This is a genomic window from Methyloprofundus sedimenti (genome assembly GCF_002072955.1).
Taxonomy (GTDB): domain Bacteria; phylum Pseudomonadota; class Gammaproteobacteria; order Methylococcales; family Methylomonadaceae; genus Methyloprofundus; species Methyloprofundus sedimenti.
Map to the genome: position 1 here is coordinate 1,843,805 of NZ_LPUF01000001.1, position 25,608 is coordinate 1,869,412.

19 protein-coding genes are annotated in these 25,608 nt (G+C 41.9%); 17 read left to right on the forward strand and 2 right to left on the reverse strand.

Features of this window, described 5'->3' with window-relative positions:
• Positions 1 to 39: 39 nt before the first annotated feature.
• From AU255_RS08195 to AU255_RS08225, 8 genes are all read left to right on the forward strand, one after another.
• The gene (locus AU255_RS08195) at positions 40 to 402 is read left to right on the forward strand and encodes a NifB/NifX family molybdenum-iron cluster-binding protein (protein ID WP_080522419.1); all 363 of its coding nucleotides are present in this window, start codon (positions 40 to 42) and stop codon (positions 400 to 402) included.
• Between the two features lie 53 nt (positions 403 to 455).
• Positions 456 to 1,403, forward strand: coding sequence for a radical SAM protein (locus tag AU255_RS08200; RefSeq protein ID WP_080522420.1), 948 nt, complete (start codon positions 456 to 458; stop codon positions 1,401 to 1,403).
• 185 nt (positions 1,404 to 1,588) lie between these two features.
• On the forward strand, positions 1,589 to 1,966 hold the full coding sequence (locus tag AU255_RS08205; protein ID WP_080522421.1) for a DsrE family protein: 378 nt from the start codon (positions 1,589 to 1,591) through the stop codon (positions 1,964 to 1,966).
• A 309-nt stretch (positions 1,967 to 2,275) separates the two neighbouring features.
• Complete coding sequence (feoB, locus tag AU255_RS08210; protein ID WP_080522422.1) at positions 2,276 to 4,807, forward strand: Fe(2+) transporter permease subunit FeoB; 2,532 nt, start codon at positions 2,276 to 2,278, stop codon at positions 4,805 to 4,807.
• 52 nt (positions 4,808 to 4,859) lie between these two features.
• Positions 4,860 to 6,830, forward strand: a complete 1,971-nt coding sequence (locus AU255_RS08215; protein WP_080522423.1) for a heavy metal translocating P-type ATPase — start codon at positions 4,860 to 4,862, stop codon at positions 6,828 to 6,830.
• Between the two features lie 329 nt (positions 6,831 to 7,159).
• Entirely contained in the window at positions 7,160 to 7,393 is a 234-nt protein-coding gene (locus AU255_RS21355) for a hypothetical protein (RefSeq protein ID WP_158083081.1), read from the forward strand.
• Positions 7,359 to 7,691, forward strand: a complete 333-nt coding sequence (locus AU255_RS21360; RefSeq protein WP_158083082.1) for a DUF4010 domain-containing protein — start codon at positions 7,359 to 7,361, stop codon at positions 7,689 to 7,691. The genes AU255_RS21355 and AU255_RS21360 overlap by 35 nt, the downstream gene beginning before the upstream one ends.
• Entirely contained in the window at positions 7,669 to 8,028 is a 360-nt protein-coding gene (locus AU255_RS08225; RefSeq protein ID WP_080522425.1) for a hypothetical protein, read from the forward strand. The genes AU255_RS21360 and AU255_RS08225 overlap by 23 nt, the downstream gene beginning before the upstream one ends.
• A gap of 23 nt (positions 8,029 to 8,051) precedes the next feature.
• Here the strand turns inward: AU255_RS08225 and AU255_RS08230 are convergent, their stop codons facing one another.
• Both AU255_RS08230 and AU255_RS08235 read right to left on the reverse strand, forming a co-directional pair.
• Entirely contained in the window at positions 8,052 to 11,138 is a 3,087-nt protein-coding gene (locus tag AU255_RS08230; RefSeq protein ID WP_080522426.1) for an efflux RND transporter permease subunit, read from the reverse strand.
• Complete coding sequence (locus AU255_RS08235; RefSeq protein ID WP_080522427.1) at positions 11,135 to 12,235, reverse strand: efflux RND transporter periplasmic adaptor subunit; 1,101 nt, start codon at positions 12,233 to 12,235, stop codon at positions 11,135 to 11,137. The genes AU255_RS08230 and AU255_RS08235 overlap by 4 nt, the downstream gene beginning before the upstream one ends.
• A 150-nt stretch (positions 12,236 to 12,385) precedes the next feature.
• Here AU255_RS08235 and AU255_RS08240 point away from each other — a divergent pair, with 150 nt between their 5' ends.
• The 9 genes from AU255_RS08240 to AU255_RS08285 all read left to right on the forward strand — a co-directional run bounded on the left by AU255_RS08240 (position 12,386) and on the right by AU255_RS08285 (position 25,513).
• On the forward strand, positions 12,386 to 13,168 hold the full coding sequence (locus AU255_RS08240; protein WP_080522428.1) for a M90 family metallopeptidase: 783 nt from the start codon (positions 12,386 to 12,388) through the stop codon (positions 13,166 to 13,168).
• 347 nt (positions 13,169 to 13,515) lie between these two features.
• Positions 13,516 to 14,319, forward strand: coding sequence for a hypothetical protein (locus tag AU255_RS08245; protein ID WP_080522429.1), 804 nt, complete (start codon positions 13,516 to 13,518; stop codon positions 14,317 to 14,319).
• 676 nt (positions 14,320 to 14,995) lie between these two features.
• Positions 14,996 to 15,385 carry a septal ring lytic transglycosylase RlpA family protein gene (locus tag AU255_RS08250; protein WP_080522430.1) on the forward strand — a complete coding sequence of 130 codons (390 nt, stop codon included), beginning with the start codon at positions 14,996 to 14,998 and terminating at the stop codon, positions 15,383 to 15,385.
• Between the two features lie 582 nt (positions 15,386 to 15,967).
• Positions 15,968 to 16,537, forward strand: a complete 570-nt coding sequence (locus AU255_RS08255) for a bacteriohemerythrin (protein ID WP_080522431.1) — start codon at positions 15,968 to 15,970, stop codon at positions 16,535 to 16,537.
• 664 nt (positions 16,538 to 17,201) lie between these two features.
• Positions 17,202 to 17,597 (forward strand): septal ring lytic transglycosylase RlpA family protein, encoded by a 396-nt coding sequence (locus tag AU255_RS08260; RefSeq protein ID WP_080522432.1) that lies wholly within the window; start codon positions 17,202 to 17,204, stop codon positions 17,595 to 17,597.
• Between the two features lie 431 nt (positions 17,598 to 18,028).
• Positions 18,029 to 19,990 carry a glycoside hydrolase family 5 protein gene (locus AU255_RS08265; protein ID WP_080522433.1) on the forward strand — a complete coding sequence of 654 codons (1,962 nt, stop codon included), beginning with the start codon at positions 18,029 to 18,031 and terminating at the stop codon, positions 19,988 to 19,990.
• Between the two features lie 1,636 nt (positions 19,991 to 21,626).
• Positions 21,627 to 23,789, forward strand: coding sequence for an HAD-IIB family hydrolase (locus AU255_RS08275; protein WP_080522435.1), 2,163 nt, complete (start codon positions 21,627 to 21,629; stop codon positions 23,787 to 23,789).
• Complete coding sequence (locus AU255_RS08280) at positions 23,782 to 24,645, forward strand: HAD-IIB family hydrolase (RefSeq protein WP_080522436.1); 864 nt, start codon at positions 23,782 to 23,784, stop codon at positions 24,643 to 24,645. Before AU255_RS08275 ends, AU255_RS08280 begins: the two co-directional genes overlap by 8 nt.
• Positions 24,635 to 25,513, forward strand: a complete 879-nt coding sequence (locus tag AU255_RS08285) for a carbohydrate kinase family protein (RefSeq protein ID WP_080522437.1) — start codon at positions 24,635 to 24,637, stop codon at positions 25,511 to 25,513. The genes AU255_RS08280 and AU255_RS08285 overlap by 11 nt, the downstream gene beginning before the upstream one ends.
• Positions 25,514 to 25,608 lie beyond the last annotated feature (95 nt).

The following is a 25,608-nucleotide window of genomic DNA, read 5'->3' on the forward strand; positions in this document are numbered from 1 at the left end:
CACACTAAATAGTGTAGATTTATTCAGGAGTTTAATCTAATGAAAATTGCAGTAGCAAGCCAAAATCGCAGAGACATTACAGATCATACGGGACGATGCAGAAAATTCTGGGTCTATGAAATTGAATCCGCAATGATTGTAAGTAAGGAATTATTAGAATTACCTAAAGAACAATCCTTTCATGAAAGCTCACCTCACGATCCATCTGCATTAGACGATGTGCAGGTTTTAATAGCGGGTGGTTTGGGTACAGGTCTGTTACGTCGACTTGAAAACAAAAATATTGAAGCGTTAATTACTACAGAAATTAGCCCCGATAAGGCTGTTGAGGATTACCTGAAGGGAACTCTGGTCACCCTGCCGGCTGAGCCTCATGAACATGGTCATCAGCATGGCAAATAAATAGATGTAATATCAGGTTAAAGTGACTTTACAACTGAACAAGGGGTGAAAATATGATTGTTTTCGGGCCTGTGCCTTCAAGACGTCTCGGTCGTAGTTTAGGCATCAATAACATTCCGCCTAAACACTGTTCTTATTCCTGTATTTATTGTCAGGTGGGGCCGACAAAAGCAACGGAAATAGAGTCTCGTGTCTTTTATCAACCGGAATATATTTTCAATGAAGTCAAGACTAGCGTAATGAATCTTCTGGAACAGAATGAGACGATTGATTATTTGACTTTTGTACCTGATGGAGAGCCGACCCTTGATAATAATCTGGGAAAAACAATCGAACTGTTACGTGATCTGGACATTAAAATCGCCATTATCACCAATAGTTCACTTATCTGGCGCAAGAAGGTTCGGGAAACTTTGCAATTAGCCGATTGGGTTTCGCTCAAAGTAGATAGTGTGAATGAATCATTATGGCGACAAATTAATCAGCCCGATAAAAACTTGAGATTGCAGGAAATAATGTCAGAAATGTTATCTTTTGCTAAGGATTTTGACGGATTTCTGGCAACTGAAACCATGTTGCTCGAAGGAAAAAATACCGGTGATGCACATATTGCCAGCTTAGTGGAATTTTTACAGCAACTGGCACCGGATAAAGCCTATCTGGCTATTCCTACACGTCCGACAGCAGAACAAGGCATTTATGCCCCTGATGCAGATAGACTCAATCATATTTATCAAACAGTAAAACAGGGCATTTCTGAAGTTGAACTACTGACTGGCTATGAAGGCAATGCATTTGCTTCCAGTGGAAACCCAGTAGAAGATATACTGGCTATTACTGCAGTTCATCCGATGCGGAAAGAGGCAGTGCAGACCTTACTGAATAAGACAGAAACACAATGGAATATTGTTCGGGACCTGATTGAGCAAAACGAACTTCGGGAAATAGAATATAACGGAAACACCTTTTACCTTAGGGCGTATGCACGAAAAGGTAAGTAACATATTTGCTAATTATTTTCACTTTCCACTGTTCACTTGGTTAAAAACACGAAAGATAACAAATGGAAGGAAAAAGCAGACTAAAAAGCTTATTTTCAGAAAAGAGGGTATCGAAATTGCTGAATTCATATAGGTTTATGTCGAAAGTTTATAAATATTAATTGGCTATTAGAAGGAGATCAACTATGACAGAAATGGCAAAAGGGCTTTATATTGATGTATCAAGTAGTGATATATTCCAAATTAGACGGGCTTTTGTAGTAGGCACTATGGTGAGGAATAATCATAAACTTCCAGTAACCGTTGACCTAAGTTTGGGAGCGGTACGTTTTGTTAATAAGGCATTACCATTAGCTGCTGAGCACATAAAGATATACGACAAGACTCTTCATGATTACATAACTAGCTTTATGAAGGCAGGTGGATTGATCGTTGTCTGCTCAGTTAGCCTAGAAGGTGAAGGGTTAACGAGTGATGATCTGCTTGAAGGAGTCATGGTAGCTGACCATGATTCAATTATTGCATTGATGCTGGAACAGGAAATCAAGATACTTTCGTTTTAATAATAGGCCAGGATTAAGAAAAAAAGATCCAAAATATGGAATGGAGGAGGCTGGGTATATACCTGTTTCCAGCTTTTTTTAATTAGTCATCAGAACAGTTAATTTATTTTTAAGATTTGATAATTGTCAATTACGAAAATTAATCACTTCCTGATAAAGCTGTCGAGGATTATCTACAAGGAACTCTGCTTACCCAACCAGCTGAGCTTCATGAGCACGGGTATAAACATGCTGAAAAATAATGGCTGATTTTATCGCTGGATCCGGTATGCTTAAATACTAAAAACAGTAAGACAATGGAGATTTTTAATGAGGATTAGTTTAAACGGCATGCATGTCGGCGATACCGGGCGTGTTGTAGGGTTTGACACAAGCTTTCTGCCTTACCGGCAAAAGATACTGGCGATGGGACTAACACCGGGAACAGAGTTTACTGTTATTCGTATTGCTCCTTTAGGAGACCCCATTGAGATTCGGGTGCGTGGAACCGACCTTAGTTTGCGCCAAAATGAAGTCGCTGCAATAAAAATTGAACGTCTGAAGCCCCAGTCTCCAAGCCAGAAAACTGATCTCTTTAAAGAAGCAATGACTGTTGCCGTAATTGGCAACCCCAATTGTGGTAAAACGACGCTTTTTAATGGTCTGACTGGTTCCAGACAACATGTCGGGAACTGGGCAGGCGTCACAGTAGAACAGAAAACCGGACAGTATCGCTATGACAATAAAGTGATTACGGTCGTCGATTTACCTGGTATATACAGTCTTGATGTCAATGAGCACTCAACTTCACTGGATGAAAAAGTTGCGCGAGATTTTATACTTTCGCAACAAGCTGACTTGATTATCAATATTATTGATACCACCCACCTTGAGCATAATCTATACCTCACCATGCAGTTGCTGGAAATGCATATTCCTATGGTGGTTGTACTAAATAATATGGATGATGCAACAGGTCGGGATATCAAGATAGACAGTGACGAGATAGCTCGGCAACTAATGTGCCCTCTAGTCTCTCTGGTAGCAACACAAGCAAAAGATTTAAATTCACTGAAATCGACAATCAATCAATTGGTGAAAACAAAGGAACCGTCATCAACTCCGTTTAAATACCCAGAAGAAATTGTAGCAGCCATTAATCAGCTAACGCCTATAGTTGAAAAGCAATTAAATAATAAATCAATTAACCCGCAATGGATAGCTGTTAAATTGCTGGAAAAGGATAGTTTTGCCATGAGTCTGGTGGATAAAACATTACAAGATATAGCTCATGAATGTTATCAGACTATCGAAGCCAAGACAGGGGAGGAGGCTGATATTTTAATCGTAGATAGTCGCTACAGCTTTATTAATACATTGACCCGGGATTCACTGACACAAAAATCTGAAGCAGGGAAGAAATTATCCGATAGCATTGATAAGGTTATCTTGAATCGTTTTCTGAGTATTCCTATCTTCTTCGGCGTTATGTATTTAATGTTTACCTTTACCATCAAATTGGGCAGGGCTTTTAAACCTTTCTTTAATGAGTTTGCACAGGCTATTTTTATTGATGGAACGGGCTATTTACTCGGCTTGATTAACAGTCCGCAATGGTTGATTACTTTGCTTGCGGGTGGCGTGGGTAATGGTATTCGTGAAGTTCTGGCCTTTGTCCCGATTCTGGGGTTTTTATACTTATTTATTTCAGTTCTGGAGGAATCTGGTTACATGGCTCGCGCTACTTTTGCCATGGATCGTTTTATGCGAGTACTGGGATTACCCGGTAAAGCTTTTGTACCCTTAATACTCGGTTTTGGTTGTAATGTTCCAGCGATGATGGCAACACGTACGTTAGAGCGTCCACGTGATCGTCTATTAACTATTCTGTTAAATTCATTTATGACCTGTGGTGCACGATTGGCAGTATTTACATTATTTGCCGCTGCATTTTTTCCAGAAAACGGTGGGCTGGTGGTTTTTAGTCTTTATATGATTGGTGTAGGCGCTGCATTTTTAACTGCAATGCTGTTAAAACACACTTTTCTCAAAGAAGAGTTTTCGCTAGTGGTTATGGAAATCCCCAGCTACCATATTCCAAAATTGAAAAATGTATGGCTCAATACCTGGACACGCGTGAAATTTTTTATTATCCGGGTAGGAAAAATCATCATTACGATGGTGTTAATTCTTCATATCCTTAGTAGTCTGGGAACGGATGGCTCGTTTAAAGAACACAATATTGAAAACTCTGTATTAAGCGCAGCCGGACGCATGGTTACACCCTTATTAAAACCGATGGGTATTGATCAGGAAAACTGGCCAGCAACCGTGGCTGTTTTTACCGGTGTTCTGCATAAAGTAGTGGTTATCAGCACCTTGAAGACTATTTATGCGGAAGCTGATCACACCGGGCAACAAACAGAAAAAAACTTTGCATTCTGGACAGCGATTAAACATTCTTTTATGACCATTCCCATAGGACTTAACAAGATGCTGGGCATTAATGCCGCAGCAAAAAACGATCAATTCACAAGCCCATTTTTCAGTGCCCTGCAGGATAATTTTCATGGACAAATAGGTGCCTACGCCTATTTATTATTTGTGTTACTTTATTTCCCCTGTATTGCCACCACTTCGACAGCCTATAAAGAATCCAGCTTTGGCTGGACTGTTTTTATGTCAACCTGGGCAACGGGAATAGCCTATCTGACAGCCACGTTATTTTATCAGCTAGCAACCTATAACCAGCACCCAGGTGTAACAATCAGTTGGCTAATCGCTTCCTGCCTTATCCTGATATCAATCATGTTGGGGTTTCGGTATTGGGGTAGGCGCAAGCAAATCAGTGTAGTGCATTGAAAAATCAATCTTACAATCAAAAATAGAGCAGTTAAAAACGAAAGGTAATATTATGCAAAAAAAAGACTATAAAGCTTATTTTGACAAAATCGATGCTGAACTACTGAAAATCAGCCCGCATAAGGACATCATGCTATTGCGCGTTATTGCCTCTATTATTCCGGTAGTCTGTTTTGGCCTGGATGCGCTTTACGATATGCCTGTGCTCTACTGGTTAGGCATGCCATTTTATCTATTTTGTCTGGGGATATATCTGGAAAGCTTTTTAAAAGCAGCGTTGTTAATGCATAAAGTCTCCGCTGAACTATTAATTGTGTTGGTTATGATCGTCACATTGATAGACGGCGAACCATTAAGTGGTGCAATGGTGGCCTGGTTTATCGGGTTGGGCTTATATATTTCATTTTCCATTATCAGAAAAAATCGGGAAAAAATAGAAAATCTGATACAGGAAGGTAAAAAAACAGCCATGGTCATAATGGGCGATGAAATTAAAGAAATACCCATTTGCGAAGTACAAAAAAATGACCTTATTATTGTGCCAAAAGGCTCTATGATAGCGGTCGACGGTAAAATAACCGAGGGCGAGTCATCCATTGATGAGTCTTTTGTTACCGGCGAACCCTTTCCGGTCTTTAAAAGGGCAGGGAGTCTAGTGACATCCGGAACCTTAAATCTAACGGCTCCTCTGCAAGTTAGTGCAGAAAAAAACGGTGATGATTCGTTTATGGCGGTCATTGCACAGGAAATTGAAGCCAGCTTGTCAAAAAAATCAGACATGCAAAAGCGTGCTGATACTACGGTACAGATTCTCTTATTGTCCGTCACAGCCTATGCCTTCCTGTTATTGTTTGTAACGGGGAGTTTGCATTTAATGGCGACAGCTTTAGCCGTCATGTGTCCATGTGCATGGGCATTAGCCACACCGACTGCATTTGCCGCCAATATTGGCCGGCTGGCAGGTTCTAATATTCTCGCGCGAGGCGGTGAACCGCTAGAAAATATGCAGGATATTAAAACATTAATTCTGGATAAGACCGGTACTGTCACTCTGGCAGAACCTGAGGTCAGTGAAGTCATTGAAATTAATATGCAGCAGCAGGAACTACTGGAGCTGGTTGCCTCAGTTGAATCCCGTTTTGATCATCCAATATCTCGCTCGATTATTACATATGCCAAGACTCAAGGTGTAACTCATTTCCGTTCTGTCGAACAGGCAGAAGACCTTCCCGGACGTGGCATCAAAGCAGTCATTGAAAATCAGGATATTTTGATCGGTAGTGCTGAAACTCTGCTAAATCAGGGCGTTGTACTCCCTGAAATTGATTACAATGGCCGCGCAATCTGGGTTGCGGTTGGCGGCGACGTGAAAGGTATTATTGTTATTCGCGATATTATGCTAGCTGAAATGCAAAATCTGGCTGATACCATCCATTCCTTTGGAATTGAAAAAGTCATACTTGCTACGGGTGATAATGAAGAGCAGGAAGCTAAACGTGTCGCTGAATATATCAATGCTGACGCATATTATTTTAATAGCACGCCTGAAGATAAAACTGCGCTGGTTAAAAAATATCAGGCTTATGGAAAAGTTGCTATGGTCGGTGATGGTGTCAATGATGCACCCGCTCTGGCGGCTGCGAATGTAGGTATTGCTATCGGCGGACATAAGAATGTTAATCTTGCAATTACGTCATCAGATATTGTCATACTGGGTAATGATGCAAAAGACTTAATAAAAATACTGCAACTCAGCCAAAAAATGGGCGGGATAATTCAACAAAATTATGCCTGGGCTATGGGGTTTAATATAGTTGGCCTTGCACTGGCTACATTCGGATTTCTTAACCCTGTACTTGCCGCTATTCTTCACCACTTCAGTTCAGTTTTTGTGGTGACTAATGCAGGCCGCTTATACTTCACCCACATAGAGAATTCATTTGCCCAGCCCTTATTCAGAAAAATGGATAATTGGTCCATTCATAAATTAAACCAGTCGGCTACTAAGGAAAAAACATCATAGCAATTAAGTTATCACCGGCATTGCCGGTGGTAACTTAATTCTGTCGGGTGGTATTTTAGCGCAGCTACCCGACAAACAGTTAGCACCATCAATGCCTGTTACTTATTTTAATATCTGGCTGGTAGTCCTTGTGATATCAGGTTTTTCATATATGAGTTTATGCTTCGCGCAAACTTATTTTTTTCAAAACGAAAGGGTTTTTACTGACCGGATTGCCCGGCGGTCTTTATCCCAGTACCCCGTAACCTCAGTGTTTATGCGCCGTGCCTGGCTAATGAAAAATGAACGCAGCAATGTTTCTTCGGCTTTGATTATGATGCATTCTCAGCTTGCTGGTTATTATTTTCATACTGGATAGCTCGGCAGGAAAAATTTTACGAGTACCCTTTTCAGTTGTAATGGTTGTTTCCTGTCTGGTTGTTATGGGGTTACTACGTTTGGATAATAATGGTGTAGTTATTCAATCAACGAATACAAGCGGACCCCCTGTGGAACTTTCGACCGCTATCCTGTTTGCTTTTATGTTTTGTGTTATTTGCTTTTATTACCCAATATGTTATTGAAGTTTTGTTGATAATGGGCTTTAATTTTCAATCCATCATAGTTGGTTTTACAGATATTGCCCCGTTTATACTCTCGCTGCTATCAGGAAAGTTTTCAGTTACTGATCGTGCCATTGTTTCTGCAATTAATATCGCCAGTGGGTGCAATAATTTGTTAAAGGTAAGCCTATGCGGCTATATTTGCACGCAATCGCTCTGTCTTTTACTTTGTATAATGCTCAATATAAACTTTATAACCCAAGCCCATAAAATAATCTCACTGGAGAAGTCATATCATGTCACAACCACGCAACAATAATTTACTCTTAAAAACTTTAGTCATGGGAGGGTTTATAGCCGCCCTGGTATACTTTTTTCATCCGGGCGTTGGTTCCTTTAGCCTGATTATCAATGGCGAACCTGTCGCAGATCCCTTAATCCGCTTTGCTGCCATTCCGACATTACTGATTGCCATGCTTTTTACCGGTATTCTTATGTTTTTAGCATTTTTGGGCGTCGGCATGTTTATGTTTATAGCCGCATTAGCCTTCATTATGCTGGGTGTTTTTATGGTTGCCCCTTATTTCTGGCCAGTGCTAGTGATTATTTTTCTGGTCATTGTATTAATGTCTATAGGCAATACTAAAGACAGTTAATGTTATAGCGGTTATTTTCCATCTTAAGTACCTTCCTTGAATTCCTGAGTGTCGATCTGCACCGCATGTATGGGGTCAAGCTGGCGGTCGCGTGCCAGTAACAGATAAAAAGCCGGTACAATAAATAAAGTAAACAATGTACCCACACCCAGACCAGTGGCAATCACCAGGCCAATATCAAAACGGCTGGCGGCACCTGGTCCTGACGCGATCAATAACGGGACCATTGCAACAATCATTGATACTGTGGTCATGAGAATCGGCCTTAGACGAATCTTGGCAGCTTGCTCAATCGCTTCATGTTTCGATAAACTTTCCCTGATCTGTAGTTGATTGGCGAACTCCACAATTAGAATCCCGTTTTTCGCAACGAGTCCGATGAGGGTAATCAAGCCCACCTGAGTGTATATATTAATTGACGCAACTCCGAGCATGATAAAAGCCAGAGCACTGGCAATGGACAGTGGCACAGATATCAGAATAATCAATGGATCGCGCCAACTTTCAAATTGCGCTGCAAGCATCAGATAAATGATCAACAGGGACATGAAAAACGTGATGATGAGTGTCGTTCCTTGTTGTGCATACTGACGCGAGCTACCGGTATAGTCATAGCTGTAACCGCGCGGAAAGATCTCATCCGCCTGTTGTTCCAGATATGACATGGCATCTCCCAACGTCACACCAGGTGCCATCATACCCGACATTGTCAGGCTGTTAAGCTGTTGAAACTGAGTTCTTTTGCTTGGTTCAACCGAATTTTCGATGTGCACCAGCGATGATAAAGGCACCTGACCCCCGGATGCGGTGTGCAGATAATACGTATCAAACTTGCTGGTGTCGAGACGCGACAGGTCAGCTACTTGGGGAATTACTTTATAACTACGTCCTTGCAGACTGAACCGGTTTACATATTGTCCGCCTAATAAAGTTGCCAGATTGCTGCCTATTTCCTCCATTGTAAGCCCCAGATCTGCGGCCCGGTCGCGGTCTATCACTAAAGTCGCTTTGGGCCGATCAAAATTGACTTCTTTCATTAGAAAACTAAACTGGCCACTTTGCATAGCTTTAGCGAGTAATAGGTCCGCTACCTGATCGAGCTGGGTATAGTTAGCATCGGTTATGATCACAAACTGTAAAGGCAAACCGCCGCCCGATCCGGGTAAACTGGGGCGTGGTATTACTGCGGTCTTAAAACCGGCAACCTTATTTACCTTGGCCTGAAGTTCTGGTTGAATCTCCATTTGCGAACGAGTACGCTGGAAAGTTGAAGGCATTTTAAAACCGCCGAATACGGTACTGTTATCACCACCAAAACCCAGCAACCAAAAACTTTCTTTATACTCGGGAATAGTCTTGAACTGTTCCAGCAATTCCTTGGAGTAGATTTCGTCATACTTCAGTGTCGCTGTTTGCGGTCCACTCGCCATGAAAAAAAGAATGCTTTGATCCTCTACCGGCGCCAGTTCCTTCTGCGAAAGAGTAAACATAAAATAAATACTGATCATGACCAGAATAGCAAAGCCGAGAATCAGCCCCGGAAATTCAAGAACGGTATGCAATAGCCGCCGATATTTCTCAGATAATTCGTTAAAGAGATGTTCAATATACTGTTCAAATTTCCCGCTATTGCCTTTATCTTTCAGTACAAAAGCGCTGAGCATAGGTGCTAAGGTCAGGGCTACGATACTGGAAATAATCACCGCTCCCACTAGTGAAAAAGCAAATTCAGTAAACAAAGTTCCAACCAGGCCGCCCATAAATCCGATAGGAATATATACGGCAACCAGAGCAACAGTCGTTGCAATAACGGGTGTCACTAGTTCACGCGTCCCGATGATAGCTGCTTGAAATCTGGAAGTGCCCAGTTCGATATGCCGATGCACATTTTCAACGACGATAATCGCATCATCAACCACCAGTCCGATACCCAGCACCATTGCCAGCATAGTCAGCAAGTTGATGGAAAATCCCATTAACAACATCAGGAAAGTACCACCGATCAGTGATAAGGGGACAGTCACAGAGGGCACCAGAGCGGCTCTAAAAGAACCTAGTGATAAATAAATAATCAACAATACAATGATGACCGCCTCAATCAAAGTACGAAAGACTTCATCAATCGAATCCTGAATAAACTGACTGGCATCGTAAGGCAATAAAACATGCAGTTCTTCTGGCAAGTCCTTTTCGATTTCGACTAATTCTTTGCGCACTAACTGTGCGACTGTCAACGGATTAGCGCCAGGAGCCTGTTCAATCCCCATAAAAATGGCAATTTTGCCTTGATACCAGTTAAGTGAGTCATAATCTTCACTGCCCAGTTCTACCTCAGCTATATCGTCCAACCGAATCAAAGTACCATTACGTTTGCCGACCACGAGCGACTTGAATTCCTGTACAGTATGTAAGTTAGTTGTTGCACTTAAATCAACCTGTACAAATTTACCTTTGGTTTGACCAGCACCGGAAAGATAGTTATTGTCACCGATGACATCGCTCACGTCTTGAGCTGTTACATTCAGGGCAGCCATGCGCTCAGGGTCCAGCCAGAGGCGCATGGCAAAGGTTTTGTTGCCTAGTAACTGAGCCCTGCCGACACCCGGTACTGCCTGGATTTTAGGTTGCACCACACGCAGCATATAATCACTGATTTGCGACGGTTTCATGCTATCGCTATATAAAGCCAGGTACATAAGTGCGGTACTATCACCGGTCTGTGACGTGATGACTGGATCATCTGCTTCAGCGGGCAAGACATTACGCTGGCTCGCCACCTTGGCCTGAATTTCTGCGACTGCGGCATTGGGATCATAATTGAGGTTCATATGTGCCTCAATAGTCGAACTGCCTTGTCGGCTACTGGAAGATAAATAATCGATACCATCAGCTTCAGAGATAGCCTGTTGCAACGGTGTGGTAATAAAGCCCTTGATTAATTCACTGTCGGCACCGGGATAGTAGGTGGTCACCGTCACTACGGTATTTTCAGTTTGTGGGTATTGACGCAAATCCAGTGCAGTGATAGAGCGCAGACCGACTACCAGAATCAGCAGGCTAATAACGCTGGCGAGTACTGGACGTTGTATAAAAATATCGGTAAATTTCACTGTAGCACTTCCTCTGTTCGCTCACCGGGTGCCTGCTTTGCATCTATGACGACTGGCATGCCGTTGCGCAGTTTAATTTGCCCGGCACTGACCACCCTTTCGCCAGGGCTTAAACCTTTAACAATTTCAACCAGGCCGTTTTGAGTAATGCCGGTCTCCACCTGACGGCTTTGCACAGTTAATCCCTGCTCTCCGGCTTCAATGACAAAGACAAAATCGCCATAGGGATTATAGGCGATGGCGGTATCAGGCAAGGTTAATACCAGCCTGCTTTGGTCTGCTAGCACCTGTACTTCAGCAAACATGCCTGGACGTAAGAGACGCTCAGTATTGGCAAGGGTTGCGCGTATCTGAACCGAGCGGGTACGCACATCGATTAACGGACTTATGGTCGTAATTTGACCTTTAAAATATTGCTTTGAATAAGCCTGCACATTTAACTTAACTTCTTGCCCAAGGCTCAGATCTTTAAGATGGCGAGTGGATATCTCAAAATCGACATAAATGGGTGCCACCTGCTGTAGTGTAACAATTGCCGATCCAGGTGTCAGAAACTCACCTAAATTAACTTTGCGAATGCCCAGTTCACCGGAAAAAGGGGCGCGGATCTGCTTTTTCTCAATAAGGGCCTTTTTTGTCTGGACAGCTGCATTCGCTGAATCGAGTAATGCCTGGTTTTGATCATAATCAGATCTGGATACAAAATTTTTGTCTATCAGTTTTTTGCTCCGGTCAAACTGGAATTCCGCTTGTCTTTGTTCTGCCAGAAACCCTTTCAATTCAGCTAAGTCGGTCTCGGAATCCAGCTCAACCAGTAATTGCCCCTTTTTAACATTCTGACCTGAATTAAAATGAATGGCCTTAACCATGCCGACTATTTCATTACTGACAGTAACACCTGATACAGCGACCAGATCACCCACTGCCTTCAAAGTGGATTGCCATTCAAGCTGCTTCACCTCGCTCACCGCGACGACAGCAGGTTGGGGGGCTTGAAGCCGACTCAGCGACTCCTGTTGCTGATGAAATTTCAAAGCAAAAAGTCCGCCAAAAATCACGATGGATAAGATTAAGATAATAATGAATCGTTTAATCATAGTAGAGATTTAGTAATAGTTGCTCTGAAAACGGGGAAGTTGAAGGCTGAAATAAAAGACTCGAAAGATGTTATTTATAACATCTTTTAAATCCAGTACAGATTAGTTTATTTATACTAGGAACTTAATTAAAGTAATCATAATATTATAATGAATATTTTTAAACGCGCGCGTGTCATTTACATTCTACATCGTTATGCTATTCACCATGAGCTGTGGGAGATAGCCATTAATAAACTAGGGCTATTGCAGGGTTTAAGTGCGGTTAAAAAAGCCCATTTGCGTGAGTTGAGTACACTCTTTTTATATGAAAAAAACATCTATGGTGTGCAGGGTTTTCAACTCACCGACGAAATGCGTGTCATTATTGCTGCTCAGGCATGTCTGCCTATTCTTGGTTTAGGCATACAGTTATTTAGTGCCTGGAGTAATGTCGTTGTTTATCCCGGTGCATTTCAAGTCAGTCGAGACGAACGAGATGAATTTGGTATTGTGCATCATGAGCAGCACCTCTTAAGCGGTGAATCATGGCTAAGAGGTCCGGTAATTTTTTCATGGCAGGACATCGAGATGGATATGCAGCGCTGGCAGCAGGGACATAATGTCGTTGTACATGAGATAGCCCATAAGCTTGATTCATTGAATGGCAGCGCTAACGGCATGCCGCCGCTACATTTTTCTATGCACCCGGAACAGTGGGCGGCTACTTTTAGCGAGGCCTATCAGCTATTTACCCAGCGCCTTGAGCATCATCAGCGAGTTTGCATTAACCCTTATGCTGCGACTAACCCAGCCGAGTTTTTTGCGGTGTTCAGTGAATATTTCTTTTGTGCGCCTGATATTTTAAAAACACACTTTGCTGATGTTTATCATCTGCTCCAGTTGTATTACCGGCAAGACCCGCTGCATCGTATGAGCACATTAAAAAATTAAGTAACGCTCCTTTCCAGACAACATACTTATGAAATATAACTCTTGGCATGTGCCTAACGGTTTAAACCCCTTTGCTGTGTTGTGACCCTCTATTGCCCATACATTTTAATTTTATGCAAAATAATTGTATGAATTAATCTTGAATTATGTTAGCGTGTAATTTGGTTTCTAATTTCCTGCTTTAACGTCCCATCTCCAGAGCTGGATTTAAGTGTGACGCCAGTGGTTTTCTACACTGCGTGTCAACTGAGTATGTACCCCAGAGCCACGTCAACTAGCTCGGATGAAATCTGGGCAAAATGAAGCCGTAGTTGCCTTAACTCGTTTAACTAGCAAGAGGTCTTGAAATGAAAACAATAATACTTATTTTAACAGCCAGTATGCTGGCTGTTATTCCTTTCGTTGGCTTTGCGGCTGTGTCGTCTGACTTGGAAGTTGCTGCCATCGTTGATATTGCGCCTACGGAGCCCGATCCTGAAGAGCTAAAGATAATGGCCCCTCCTGCATCTCAGCAAACAAGCCGTTTATTGGGGTACGTTGAGCTAACGCCAGGCGGCCCATTCCCTCCCGGATACTATGGATTTAACCAATGTATCAGCCAGATAGCATTCGCTGATACTAATAGCGATCAGTACTTCGAAGCGGTATTACAACTATCTTTTAATCCTGGTCAAAACTGTCCTGATAAAATTTGTTTTGTCTTGGATTATGACAAGCTTCCAGCAATGTCGTCAGGATGGACATTCAATGTTGGTGATGATAGCACCAATAATGGTTGGGGCGGTGCCAGTCCTGGTCTTTCAAGTAGCCAAGCAGAATTACAAATCCTCAACCAGGAATTATCAGCTTATAGTATTGCATTCGGCCCTGGACAAGTGGATCTGTTAGCAAATGAAAGCCTGCGTTTATCACAAGGCTCCTTTAAAATTTGTGTGGGTGATAATTCGGCGGAATGGGGTAACCCAGCGGGCAGTCTCACCACCTATCCAAACTCTCAGTCACTCTTCCAGTTACCCGATGATGCGCCTGTATCATCCAGACCGGCAGGAAACGGCAATTACGATATTTTTGCGGGTTTTAACCGCGTCATTTCTGGCCCTGGTGGCAGGTTAGGTGCTGGTTTAGCAAGAGTAATGATTACGGGCTATTAAGTGTAATTTGGCATGGAAGTCAGCAAGCTGTTGAAAGTCAAGCCATTAACTCGTTCCCAAGCTCAGCGTCACAGAACGCTGAGCTTGGGAGATAGGATTGCTGTATTATTTTGCCCCCAATAGAAAAAATTAAAGTGAATAGCGCGAAGATACCTAGGCTGCTCCTCACTAATGTTCAGGTCTTGAGTGTTGGCTCCGACCATTACTATGGACTTTTAGCTCAGCTGCCCTCTGTCATTTATTTACAATCATGCTCGTATCGCACGTTAAACAGATCTCCCCCAGAAATGAGAGCGAACTGTCTCTACATTGACTTGTCATTTACCGTATCTCGCGAACCAATGGGTTTTGTTATATCGTGCTAACCCCCCCCTTAATTCATGGTCTTTGTGACATTCTTGACCATAGTCTCGTAGCTCATTTGCAGGCCATCTGAAGCTGTTCAAAATCATTTTGTGTATTCAGGCTTCCTTTTACAAACCATCGCGAGTTTGCAATTGCCCTGGGCCGGTAGTTATAATCATTCATTAACAAATGAATGGAGTCGGTTCTGCTGCAGAGGACTTTCACTCCATTAGTTCACGCCCATACCGGGCGTACACACGCGCATCAATTTGGCCACCGAAAAGCCGGCGGTAAGATATGCTTATCGTTATGTGACTGAAAAAATATTTTAATGAAGAATTATATTATAAGGCCACTTGTTTTCCTGGCTTCGATTACGATTATTGGCTGTAGTAGTGTTCGTCCTGAAAGTGGCAGTGAGTGGATTGGTTACACTCAGTCAGGGAGAGCTTCGTTCTATGCAGATAAACATCAGTTCAAAAAGACTGCCAACGGTGAACTGTATAATCATGATTTAAAAACGGCAGCGCACAAAAAAATTCCTTTTGGCACCAAAGTAAAAGTGACAAATGTCAATAATGGTAAAAGCGTCGTTGTTAAAATAAATGATCGTGGGCCTTTTGTTAAAGGACGCATTGTGGATCTTTCCAAATCTGCTTTCAATAGTATTGGTAATACATCATCAGGTTTAATCAGTGTTCAAATTGAAGTTGTTAAGTAACACCATATGCGAATAAGCTGACATTGTGGAGCGACGACTGGCCTGGACGTCAGGCCATTGCTCTGTGGGAAGGGTAGATGTCGGCAAGGTCAAGGGTATCCAAAGAAAGTCTTTTAAGAGACATGCATGGGGCAAGTCGCACGCCGTCATCGGCAATTAATCTAGCGGGTTGACGTTCCCCGTTTGGGGAATTACTCATTCATCCCAGTAGTACTGAGGATGAATGATGAGTAATGATGCATTGTAGGTTCCGCGAAGGTAAGTTTCAGGCCGCAGAACAAGTGAATCTGTATGAGCATCGTTAACCAACTGAGAATGTTGACCCTCTGACTTGACGGGGAAACCTGCCAGAATTTGCACCCCATTGAGGCGGTGAGTCTGATAAGATTGAGAATACGCGGATTTCATCAGAGCCAGAGGGATTAGACAACCTCATTCAATGGATATAAGGGCAACAGCATCTAACGCATACATAGCCTTTCTTTCATGTAACAGAAGGTGATATTTATTGTGTCTACTGAGGCTGTATGCTAGCATCTCAATTATTCATTCGTTCGCTTAATTAATTAAAAGGTGCTTAGAATGCTTGTTTGGTCGGATAAATTTGAAACAAAGATTAATATAGTAGATACCCAGCATAAAAACCTGGTCTCTTTACTCAATGAATTATTTGAAAACATAGATTCAGGTGAGATTAGTGAAGCCAAACTGGATAACATCTTGAAGCAGTTACTAGAATATGCAAATAAACACTTTGTCGACGAAGAAATGTTAATGCTGGAGAATAATCTAGACATGAGGCACCGCTCTATTCATCGTATGGAACACCATTCTTTTATATATGACACGCAGCATATGCGATCATATACCAAGCCCGATGAAAGTATTAGCGAAATAGCCGGAAAACTGGCTGAATTTATTACCAACTGGCTAACCTTCCATATACTTGGCATGGATCAGACAATGGCTAGTCAAATAGCCGCGATTCAACACGGCATGACTCCAGAGCAAGCTTATGAAAGTCAGAAGACATCGCATCAAGATGCCGCAACTACTCATCTGTTGTTGGAATCTGTGATCCTGATGTGGCGAAAAACAACCGAGCGATGCTATGAATTGGAAGAAAAATTAGCAGAATGTTCAAAAAGCTGATACCGCCACAACTTGTAATTTTCTATAGAAAACTGGTTGACGAGTTAAGTAATCAAAGGATTAGCCTACGAGTTGTTTAATCACCTATCAGGTTGCCCTCAGATAAGCGTTATGCTCAAATAATTGTCATGATCTGTTGTTTGCTCGAATCTATGCTGATATAGCGGCTAAGTCGCCTGGACATTTACTGTCATTTATTTACAATCATGCTCGTATCGAATGTTAAACAGATCTCCCCAGAAATGAGAGCGAACTGTCACTACACTGATTTGTCATTTACCGTATCTCGCGAACCAATGGGTTTTTGTTATATCTCGCGCTAACCTTCCCCTTAATACAGGGTCTTTGTGACATTCTTATCCAGAAGCTCGCAGCATATGAGCTGCTTCCCTGTAGTTCACCAGCAGGCCATCTGAAGCTGTTTAAGAACATGCATGATAATTTTGTGCGCTCAGGCTTCCTTTTCACAACCTATCGTGAGTTTGCAATTTCCCTGGACAAGTAGTTATAATCATCCAAAATAATGAATGAAGTCGGTTTTGCTGCAGAGGACTTTCACTCCATTGGTTCACGCTCATGCCGGGTGAACACACGCGCATCAATTAGGCCGCCGAAAAGCAGGCGACAATTGATGCTTATCGTTATGTGATTGCAAATATATTTTATGAAGAATAAAATTATAGGTTTTTTTGTTTTCCTGGTTTTGATTACGAATGTTGATTGTCGTAGTAGTAGTGTTAAGCCTAAAAGTGGTGCTAAGCAAGTTGCTTACACTGAGTCAGGAAGAACCTCGTTCTATGCAGATAATCTTCAGTTCAAAAAGACTGCCAGCGGCGACCTGTACAATCATGATTTAAAAACGGCGGCGCACAAAAACATTCCTTTTGGCACCAAAGTAAAAGTGACAAACGTCAAGAATGGTAAAAGCGTCGTAGTTACAATAAATGATCGTGGGCCTTTTGTTAAAGGTCGCATTGTGGATCTTTCCAAATCTGCTTTCAATAGTATCAGTAATACTTCTTCAGGTTTAATTAGCGTTCAAATTGAGGTTGTTAGTTAACACCATATGCGAACAAGCTTAGATTGTGGTGCGCTGGCACAGGGAGCCAGCCAGCTAGTTGTTAAAGTCCAGTCATTGCCCTGTGAGAAGGGAAAATGTAGATGAAGGGAAGGGTGTTCAAAGAAAGTCACGATTGCTACTCAACAGTTAAACACCGTTATTGAGAGATAAAGTGGGATCTGAAGGAAGCCCTGGCCATATTAATCGAGATTGTCAGCAATGGTTATTCCAATGGTACTTTGATAACTAAATCGAAAAAGTTAAAAGGCTAGACACCCTTTTTTTTGTTGGGTTTCAGCGGATAGTGGTTATTTTAGCCATAGCATTTATCCTCGGATTATCAGGAATTGAACTAAGTTAACGATGGGCCTGGCCAGAGTTAATTCACGAGCTGGCCATTATGTCATCCCGAAGCGGGCAAGGAGAAACAAATGCGATTTGTTCATACAGCGGCACTGATTTTATTTTTATGTTCTATGTCGATACATGCGCATCAGGTAAATAACGGCACCATTGTCGATCATAATGGACAGGCTATACAACTGCGCGGCGTCAATTGGTTTGGATTTGAAACACAAGATCATGTGGTGCATGGTTTATGGGCCCGCAACTGGCGTGATATGGTGGCGCAGATCAAAGCACAGGGTTTCAATGCCGTACGAATCCCGGTTTGCCCGGGCACACTGCAGGGGCAAGGTAATCTGAACATCAATTACGGATTGAACCCGGATTTGCAAAACATGGATTCTCGACAAGTTCTAGACACGGTACTCAATCACCTGGATGCTGAAGGTCTATATATTCTGCTGGATCATCACCGCCCGGACTGTAATGCCATTTCAGAATTGTGGTACACCTCGAGCTATAGTGAGCAAGCATGGATAAACGATTTGGTCTGGATGGCTGAACGCTACAAAACACTTCCTTATTTTATCGGAATCGACCTGAAAAACGAACCGCACGGTTCCGCCACATGGGGTACGGGGAATTCCGCCACTGACTGGAACAGCGCCTCGGAACGTGCAGCTGCCGCGATATTGGCGGAAGCACCAGACATATTGATTTTCGTTGAAGGAATTGAAACCAATCCTGATTGTACGGGAATGGTCAATCACTGGTGGGGCGGAAATCTGGAGCCGCTTAATTGCTACCCGCTTAATATTCCAGAAGATAAGCTGGTTCTGAGTCCCCATGTATATGGACCGGATGTATTCAATCAACCTTATTTCAATGCTGCGGAGTTTCCCGATAATATGCCCGCAATCTGGGACCAGCATTTCGGACAGTTTATCGACCAGGGTTATGCGGTTATTATTGGCGAATTTGGCGGTCAATACGGGCATGGCGGTGACACCAGAGATCCTGACTGGCAAAACACCCTGGTTGATTATTTACTGGCTAAAGACGTCAACAGCGGTTTTTACTGGTCGTGGAATCCAAACAGCGGGGATACCGGCGGGATACTGCAAGATGACTGGAACACCGTGTGGCAGGATAAGGTCGATTTGCTCAATCGCTTATGGGGCGGTAAGGCCATATCGCCAGTATGCTCTGACGGCGAGGATAACGACGGCGATGGCCTGGTGGATTTTCCGGAGGATCCCGGTTGTTCATCGAGCACCGATAGCACCGAAACCGATCCTGCATCGGCAGCCTGTGCAGACAGCATTGATAATGATGGGGATGGACTAGTCGATTATCCGGACGATTCCGGTTGTAGTTCAGTCATTGATGATGACGAAGCAGATATGCCGAATTCTGGCGATGATCTGATTGTTTCTTTAGTGCCGGTATCCGAATGGGAAACCGGTTATTGTTCGGATGTCCACATTAGCAACCCCGGCAACTCAGCCGTCAACTGGCGTATCGTGCTTGAAGTTGAAGGCTCAATTTACAACTTATGGAATGCTGTGTATAGCCAAACAGGTCAAACGCTAATAGCTGAGGGACTGGACTGGAACAACCTGGTGCAACCCGGTCAAAAGGTCACTTTCGGTTTTTGTGCGGAATTTTCGCAAACGCCTCCTCCACAGCCCTCTATTTGCAACGATGGTCTGGATAACGACGGCGATGGCCTGGTGGATTTTCCGCATGATCCCGGTTGCCTGTCAGCCGATGACAGCAGCGAACTGGATGAGAATGCCCAATTGACAACCGAGGTGATCATCACCAGCGAGTGGGCAAGCGGTTACTGCGCCGACGTTATTGTCAGCAATAGTTCTTCAGCTGATATTGATTGGGACATTAGTTTCTCCATTGAAGGCGTCATCAATAATCTCTGGAATGCAAATTATTCGCAAAACGGTGCAACTGTTAGCGCTGAGGGACTCTCATGGAATAATTTCCTGCTTGCCAACAGCAATATAAGCTTTGGGTTTTGTGCGAACAAATAAGTTTTCGTATAGTGAAAATCTGTTTGTGCAGGGGAGAATTAGCTGCCGTTATCAATAAGCCGGATAAATCAAGTTGTAGAAGTAAACTGACGTTAGCCAACGTTTTTATAACCAAAAACAACCAGACAAGCTGGTTATTTTGATGCTAGATTTCAAAAAGTTAATATAAGTAATTATCGAATGATAATCGGGTTGCTAATGTTGATTATGCCAACAGCCATTTACCTGGCTACATACCCCTTATCTCACAGGCTTAAGCCACGTTTACGTCAGTTGTATCGAATCGTCGGAGGAATTATTGTGTTTGCTGGTAGCGCATCGTCCTTCTATTTCGCATTTTATACTGGAGATCAAGGCGGTATAGCGGCATTCTATTTTCAAATAGTCGTAATTTTGGCCTATGTATTGTTTTCCGTTGTGTTAGTAACCGCAAACTGGTTAGTGTAGAAACTGTAACTGAGAAGGTATGGAGGCTAACCAACATGTCCAGTTGGACTTTAGTTTCTGTGGTTGAAGCAAAGAGAAGAAAAGGAGAAAATCCTTTTATATCAAGGTTCATTGAATTTGGTTATTTTACCATTAAAGAGGCTTCTGGCCCTGAGATATCCTATCAAACTGATTTAAAATTCGACTAGAAAATAAAAGCTGGACTACTGCCAAACTTTTATAATTTGTCACTCAATACAAACGCAGAATGCAGCTGCTTAATTTTTTGTTAGACTTTTAAAATAATATTGGCATATATCTTTTACATAGCTGGATTTTTAATTCAGTTTATTGTATTTTTATTGGATAAAAATAGCAGTGTAAAAAGATAATTTAATAATGCTTCCTGATTACCCACAAGCTTCAGCTATCCTTAAAAAATACGTATAAATCCAATGTATCCCGTATGAAGTTTACGAAGTGCGGGGGATAGGTGTCATGAATATCCCGTATTCCGCTAGCTCCATAATGGGCTACAAAGAATTTTAGTTATAGGCTGAAAATTATACGTAATCAGATAATGCTTTTCAAAGAAGGAAAAGCCTTTCAACAGAAGTTTTCTATAAAAAATATTTTAAAAACCAAAATATACCTAAACATATTGTTTATGGTGAAAACATATTTTTAGAAAACACCCGACTAAATGCTGGTTTATCTCAATTATCAGCAAAAGATGATTTCTCTAAAAATCTTAGTTTTTTCTGGGAATCTGACTCTTTAGCAGATGTAGAAATTATTATGGCTATAGAAAAATAATTCAATATCAAAATACAAAACTCAGAAGCTGAAAAAACTTATACATTACGTGATATAGTTAATTTAGTTTGGGTAAAACTTGAAAATCAAGCCTGATAATCTCATACAAATACAATGGTTTTCATGAATTTTCCAGAGGTTCAGCCCTCTGTTTTTTTATATTCATAATTTAGCTATCAGCCACTTGTTTGTTGAGTGTTATAGCCAGAGCTGCTTAAAATCTCTCTATCTGGAACATCCGGGTATTCTGCGTTTACCGGAAAAGGTGTATGCAATGTTCATTCGACTACAGTTAGCAAGGAAAAATTTTACAAATTGCATAAGAAACTTTCAAAGGTATTCAAAAAAATTTATATCCAATTTATTTTCAACAAACTAATGAGCGAATACGATTATGAACGAATCAAAAGGTAATTTGTATATTGCATTACTCAGCATTCACGGTTTAATTCGGGGTTCTAACCTTGAACTAGGACGAGATGCTGATACAGGAGGGCAAATCTTGTATGTTGTCGAGCTTGCTAAAGCATTAGCTTCCCAGCCTGAAGTGGGTAAAGTTGATTTAATCACTCGTCGAGTAGTTGACAGCAATGTAGATGAAGATTATGCCCAGGCTATTGAAATTATCTCAGATAAGCTCCGCATTGTGCGTATAGAAGCAGGGCCTGAAGAATATATCTTTAAAGAGCAGTTATGGGATTATATGGATGTTTTTGTAGATAATGTCGCAACGATGTTCAATCAAAGCAACAGACTGCCTGATATTATTCACAGTCATTATGCGGATGCTGGTTATGTTGGGGCGCGTTTAACTAGCTTACTTGGAGTTCCTTTGATACATACAGGTCATTCTTTAGGCAGAGTTAAACGTCATAGTTTATTGGCAAGCGGTCTTTCCAGTGCCGATACCGAGGCGAGTTATAACATAGCGAGAAGAATAGAGGCCGAAGAGCTGGCTTTAGCAACAGCAGAGCGAGTGATTACCAGTACGCATCAGGAAATTGAGGAGCAGTACGAACTTTATGATTACTATCAGCCGAATCAAATGCGGGTTATTCCACCAGGAACTGACTTAACCAAATTTATGCCGCCTAAGGGTAATGAGCTTGAATCCCCTTTATTTGACAAGATGACCTATCATTTAAAAAATGCCAATAAACCTATTATTTTGGCTCTTTCAAGACCAGATAAACGCAAAAACATTGCAGCTTTGATTGATGCGTATGGACAGTCGCCACGTCTGCAAGAAATTGCTAATCTATTAATTGTTGCAGGTAATCGTGATGATATTGATGATTTGGAAGATGGTGCACAAGAAGTTTTTCATGAGTTATTAGTTGCCATTGACCGTTATGATATTTATGGCAAAGTTTCGATGCCAAAACATCACCGTCGCGAACAAGTCGCTCTGTTTTATCGTATTGCCGCCAATTTGGGCGGAGTCTTTGTTAATCCAGCTTTAACCGAACCTTTTGGTTTGACGCTGATTGAGGCGGCAGCCTCTGGACTGCCCATTGTAGCCACTGAAGACGGTGGTCCTAAAGATATTATTGGCAATTGTCAGAATGGTTTTTTAATTAACCCATTAGAGCCTGAAACCATTAGTGACGCACTATTAAGACTTTTGTGCGACAAAAAGCTTTGGCAAAAATTCAGTGAGCAAGGCATCAAAGGAGTGCGTGAGCATTATTCATGGCAGGCACATGCAAAACGCTATCTGGAATTGGTGCAACCGATTGTTGAACGTTCAGAACAACTGGTAAGGGAGCCAGTAAAAAGTCGCACCGCTCTATATAGCGACCGTGCAATTGTCAGTGATTTAGACCAGAACTTATTAGGCGATACCGAGGCGTTACAAGAATTGATCAGTCTCTTGCGCAAGCATCGTAAAAGTACCAAATTTGCGATCGCAACCGGGCGTAGACTTGATTCTGCATTAAAGATAATGAAACAATATAAGATTCCAGAACCTGATATTTTAATCACCAGTGGTGGCGCTGAAATTAATTACGCGCCAAAACTAGCCCCTGATATTGCCTGGGAAAAACATATCGATTATCACTGGGCAGCGCATAAAATCAGAAAAATACTAGATAATTATCCAGGCTTGGAAAAACAGCCTAAAACTGAACAAAGCCGATTTAAACTGAGTTATTACATTAATACCGAGAGCGTAGATATTGAAGAAATTAAAAGCCTGCTGCATCAAGAAGAGCAGAGTGTTCACGTGCAAGTAGCATTTGAACAATATCTGGATGTTTTGCCATTACGTGCATCTAAAGGACAGGCTTTGCGTTATATTGCAGATCGATGGCAAATTCCTTTAGAGCGAATTTTTGTGGCAGGCGGCTCTGGTGCAGATGAAGATATGATGCGTGGCAATACATTAGCGGCTGTTGTAGCTAACCGCCATTATGAGGAATTATCGCAATTACTGGAGTTGGAACGCATTTATTTTGCTCAGAAAAAATTTGCTGCAGGAATTCTGGAAGCACTCGATTATTATGATTTTTTTAATCAATGCAAAGACCCAAAGGAAGTAAATCTCAATGAATGATTTTAAATTACTACTCTGTACTGATATGGACAGAACCATTATTCCTAACGGTCTACAGCCAGAATCATCTGATGCAAGAAAACGCTTTGCTGATTTTTGCCAGCTTCCTGAAGTTACATTAGCCTATGTAACGGGACGACATCTGGCATTAGTTGAAAAGGCAATAAAAAATTATTCCTTACCTAAGCCTGATTTTGTCATTAGCGATGTAGGTACTAAAATTTATCAGCTTAAAAATAAATGCTGGACCGACATGCCTGTTTGGAGTGAGGAAATAGCTAAAGACTGGAATGGCAAAAATCATGCACAACTCAAGCAGCTGTTTAGCCACATAAAAAAATTAAATATCCAGGAAGTCAGCAAACAGAATACTTATAAATTAAGTTATTACCTGCCTTTGCAAGTTGATCAAAATGCAATAATCGCTGAAATGCAACTGCTCCTTGAAAAAGAAAACGTTAAGGCAAGCCTGATATGGAGCATAGACGAACCTAAAGGCGTGGGCTTGCTAGATGTGTTACCCCAAAATGCAACTAAACTTCATGCGATTGATTTTTTATATAAACTATTGGGCTATCGCATTGATGAAGTTATTTTTGCAGGCGATAGCGGCAATGATTTACCTGTGCTTAGCAGCCCCATTCCCTCAATATTAGTCGCTAATGCGACAGACGACATAAAACAAACTGCTATCAAGCTGGTCATACAAAATAATTGTATAGACAGCCTATATATTGCCAATAGCAAAGCATTAAATATGAATGGCAATTATGCGGCTGGCGTATTAGAAGGAGTGTGGCATTTTGCCCCCGAAATTCGTAACAAACTGCAAAAAGGAGTCGATAATGGCGAATGATGACGCAAAGGTTGTTATTTTTGGTGAGGTGTTATTTGACTGTTTTCCTACAGGTGAAAAGGTTTTAGGTGGTGCGCCTTTTAATGTCGCATGGCATTTACAAGCTTTAGGTAACAGCCCGCGTTTTATTTCCTCGATTGGTGAGGATAATTTAGGTCAAAAAATCCTTAGCGCGATGGAGGAATGGGGAATGGATACTGGCCTTGTTCAACGCGACCCTGAACATCCTACAGGACAAGTGCAAATCTCTATTATCGAAGGCGAGCCGCAGTACACCATTAGCCCTGATTGCGCCTATGATTTTATTGACGAAAAAGCCATCAGCAACCTGAATGCAGGCGGTATTTTATATCATGGCAGTTTAGGTTTGCGTAATGCTGTTTCACGCCAGGCCTTTATGCAGCTTATGCTGCAAAATCCACAGTTATCGGTATTTTTAGATGTAAATTTACGCGCACCCTGGTGGCAAAAAGAGGATGTTTATACATGGATGAAACATGCGCGCTGGGTGAAATTAAATCAAGATGAGCTTCGGCTTTTAGGATTTTCTGACCCGGATATCAGACAGGCAATGACAAATTTACAGGCACAATTTCAAATTGAGCAATTAATTGTCACCCGGGGCGAGCAGGGTGCATTGCTTGGTACTAATGATGGCATGTTTCATACAATTAAGCCGGCGGTGGTCAGTGATGTCGTTGATACCGTAGGCGCAGGCGATGCCTTCACTGCCATATTTATTCATGGACTTCTTGCTTCATGGCCGGTTGTCGATATCCTCGACATTGCTCAAAGATTTGCCGGTAAAATCATCATGCAACGTGGAGCAACGCCTGCTGATATTGAGTTTTATCAAGATTTTGTTTAAGCATAAAGAGTCTTAAAGTTGCGAACAAACTGTCCACGCATTTAAAAACTAAATTATTCTCCCTCAGAGATTATGAAATAATTGCTCAAGATACC

What these genes read in the sequence shown, in the direction of transcription:
- AU255_RS08195 (WP_080522419.1), top strand. Translation starts at nt 40, where the DNA reads ATGAAAATTGCAGTAGCAAGCCAAAATCGCAGAGACATTACAGATCAT.
- AU255_RS08200 (WP_080522420.1), top strand. Translation starts at nt 456, where the DNA reads ATGATTGTTTTCGGGCCTGTGCCTTCAAGACGTCTCGGTCGTAGTTTA.
- AU255_RS08205 (WP_080522421.1), top strand. Translation starts at nt 1,589, where the DNA reads ATGACAGAAATGGCAAAAGGGCTTTATATTGATGTATCAAGTAGTGAT.
- feoB (WP_080522422.1), top strand. Translation starts at nt 2,276, where the DNA reads ATGAGGATTAGTTTAAACGGCATGCATGTCGGCGATACCGGGCGTGTT.
- AU255_RS08215 (WP_080522423.1), top strand. Translation starts at nt 4,860, where the DNA reads ATGCAAAAAAAAGACTATAAAGCTTATTTTGACAAAATCGATGCTGAA.
- AU255_RS08225 (WP_080522425.1), top strand. Translation starts at nt 7,669, where the DNA reads ATGTCACAACCACGCAACAATAATTTACTCTTAAAAACTTTAGTCATG.
- AU255_RS08235 (WP_080522427.1), bottom strand. Translation starts at nt 12,235, where the DNA reads ATGATTAAACGATTCATTATTATCTTAATCTTATCCATCGTGATTTTT.
- AU255_RS08240 (WP_080522428.1), top strand. Translation starts at nt 12,386, where the DNA reads ATGAATATTTTTAAACGCGCGCGTGTCATTTACATTCTACATCGTTAT.
- AU255_RS08245 (WP_080522429.1), top strand. Translation starts at nt 13,516, where the DNA reads ATGAAAACAATAATACTTATTTTAACAGCCAGTATGCTGGCTGTTATT.
- AU255_RS08250 (WP_080522430.1), top strand. Translation starts at nt 14,996, where the DNA reads ATGAAGAATTATATTATAAGGCCACTTGTTTTCCTGGCTTCGATTACG.
- AU255_RS08255 (WP_080522431.1), top strand. Translation starts at nt 15,968, where the DNA reads ATGCTTGTTTGGTCGGATAAATTTGAAACAAAGATTAATATAGTAGAT.
- AU255_RS08260 (WP_080522432.1), top strand. Translation starts at nt 17,202, where the DNA reads ATGAAGAATAAAATTATAGGTTTTTTTGTTTTCCTGGTTTTGATTACG.
- AU255_RS08265 (WP_080522433.1), top strand. Translation starts at nt 18,029, where the DNA reads ATGCGATTTGTTCATACAGCGGCACTGATTTTATTTTTATGTTCTATG.
- AU255_RS08275 (WP_080522435.1), top strand. Translation starts at nt 21,627, where the DNA reads ATGAACGAATCAAAAGGTAATTTGTATATTGCATTACTCAGCATTCAC.
- AU255_RS08280 (WP_080522436.1), top strand. Translation starts at nt 23,782, where the DNA reads ATGAATGATTTTAAATTACTACTCTGTACTGATATGGACAGAACCATT.
- AU255_RS08285 (WP_080522437.1), top strand. Translation starts at nt 24,635, where the DNA reads ATGGCGAATGATGACGCAAAGGTTGTTATTTTTGGTGAGGTGTTATTT.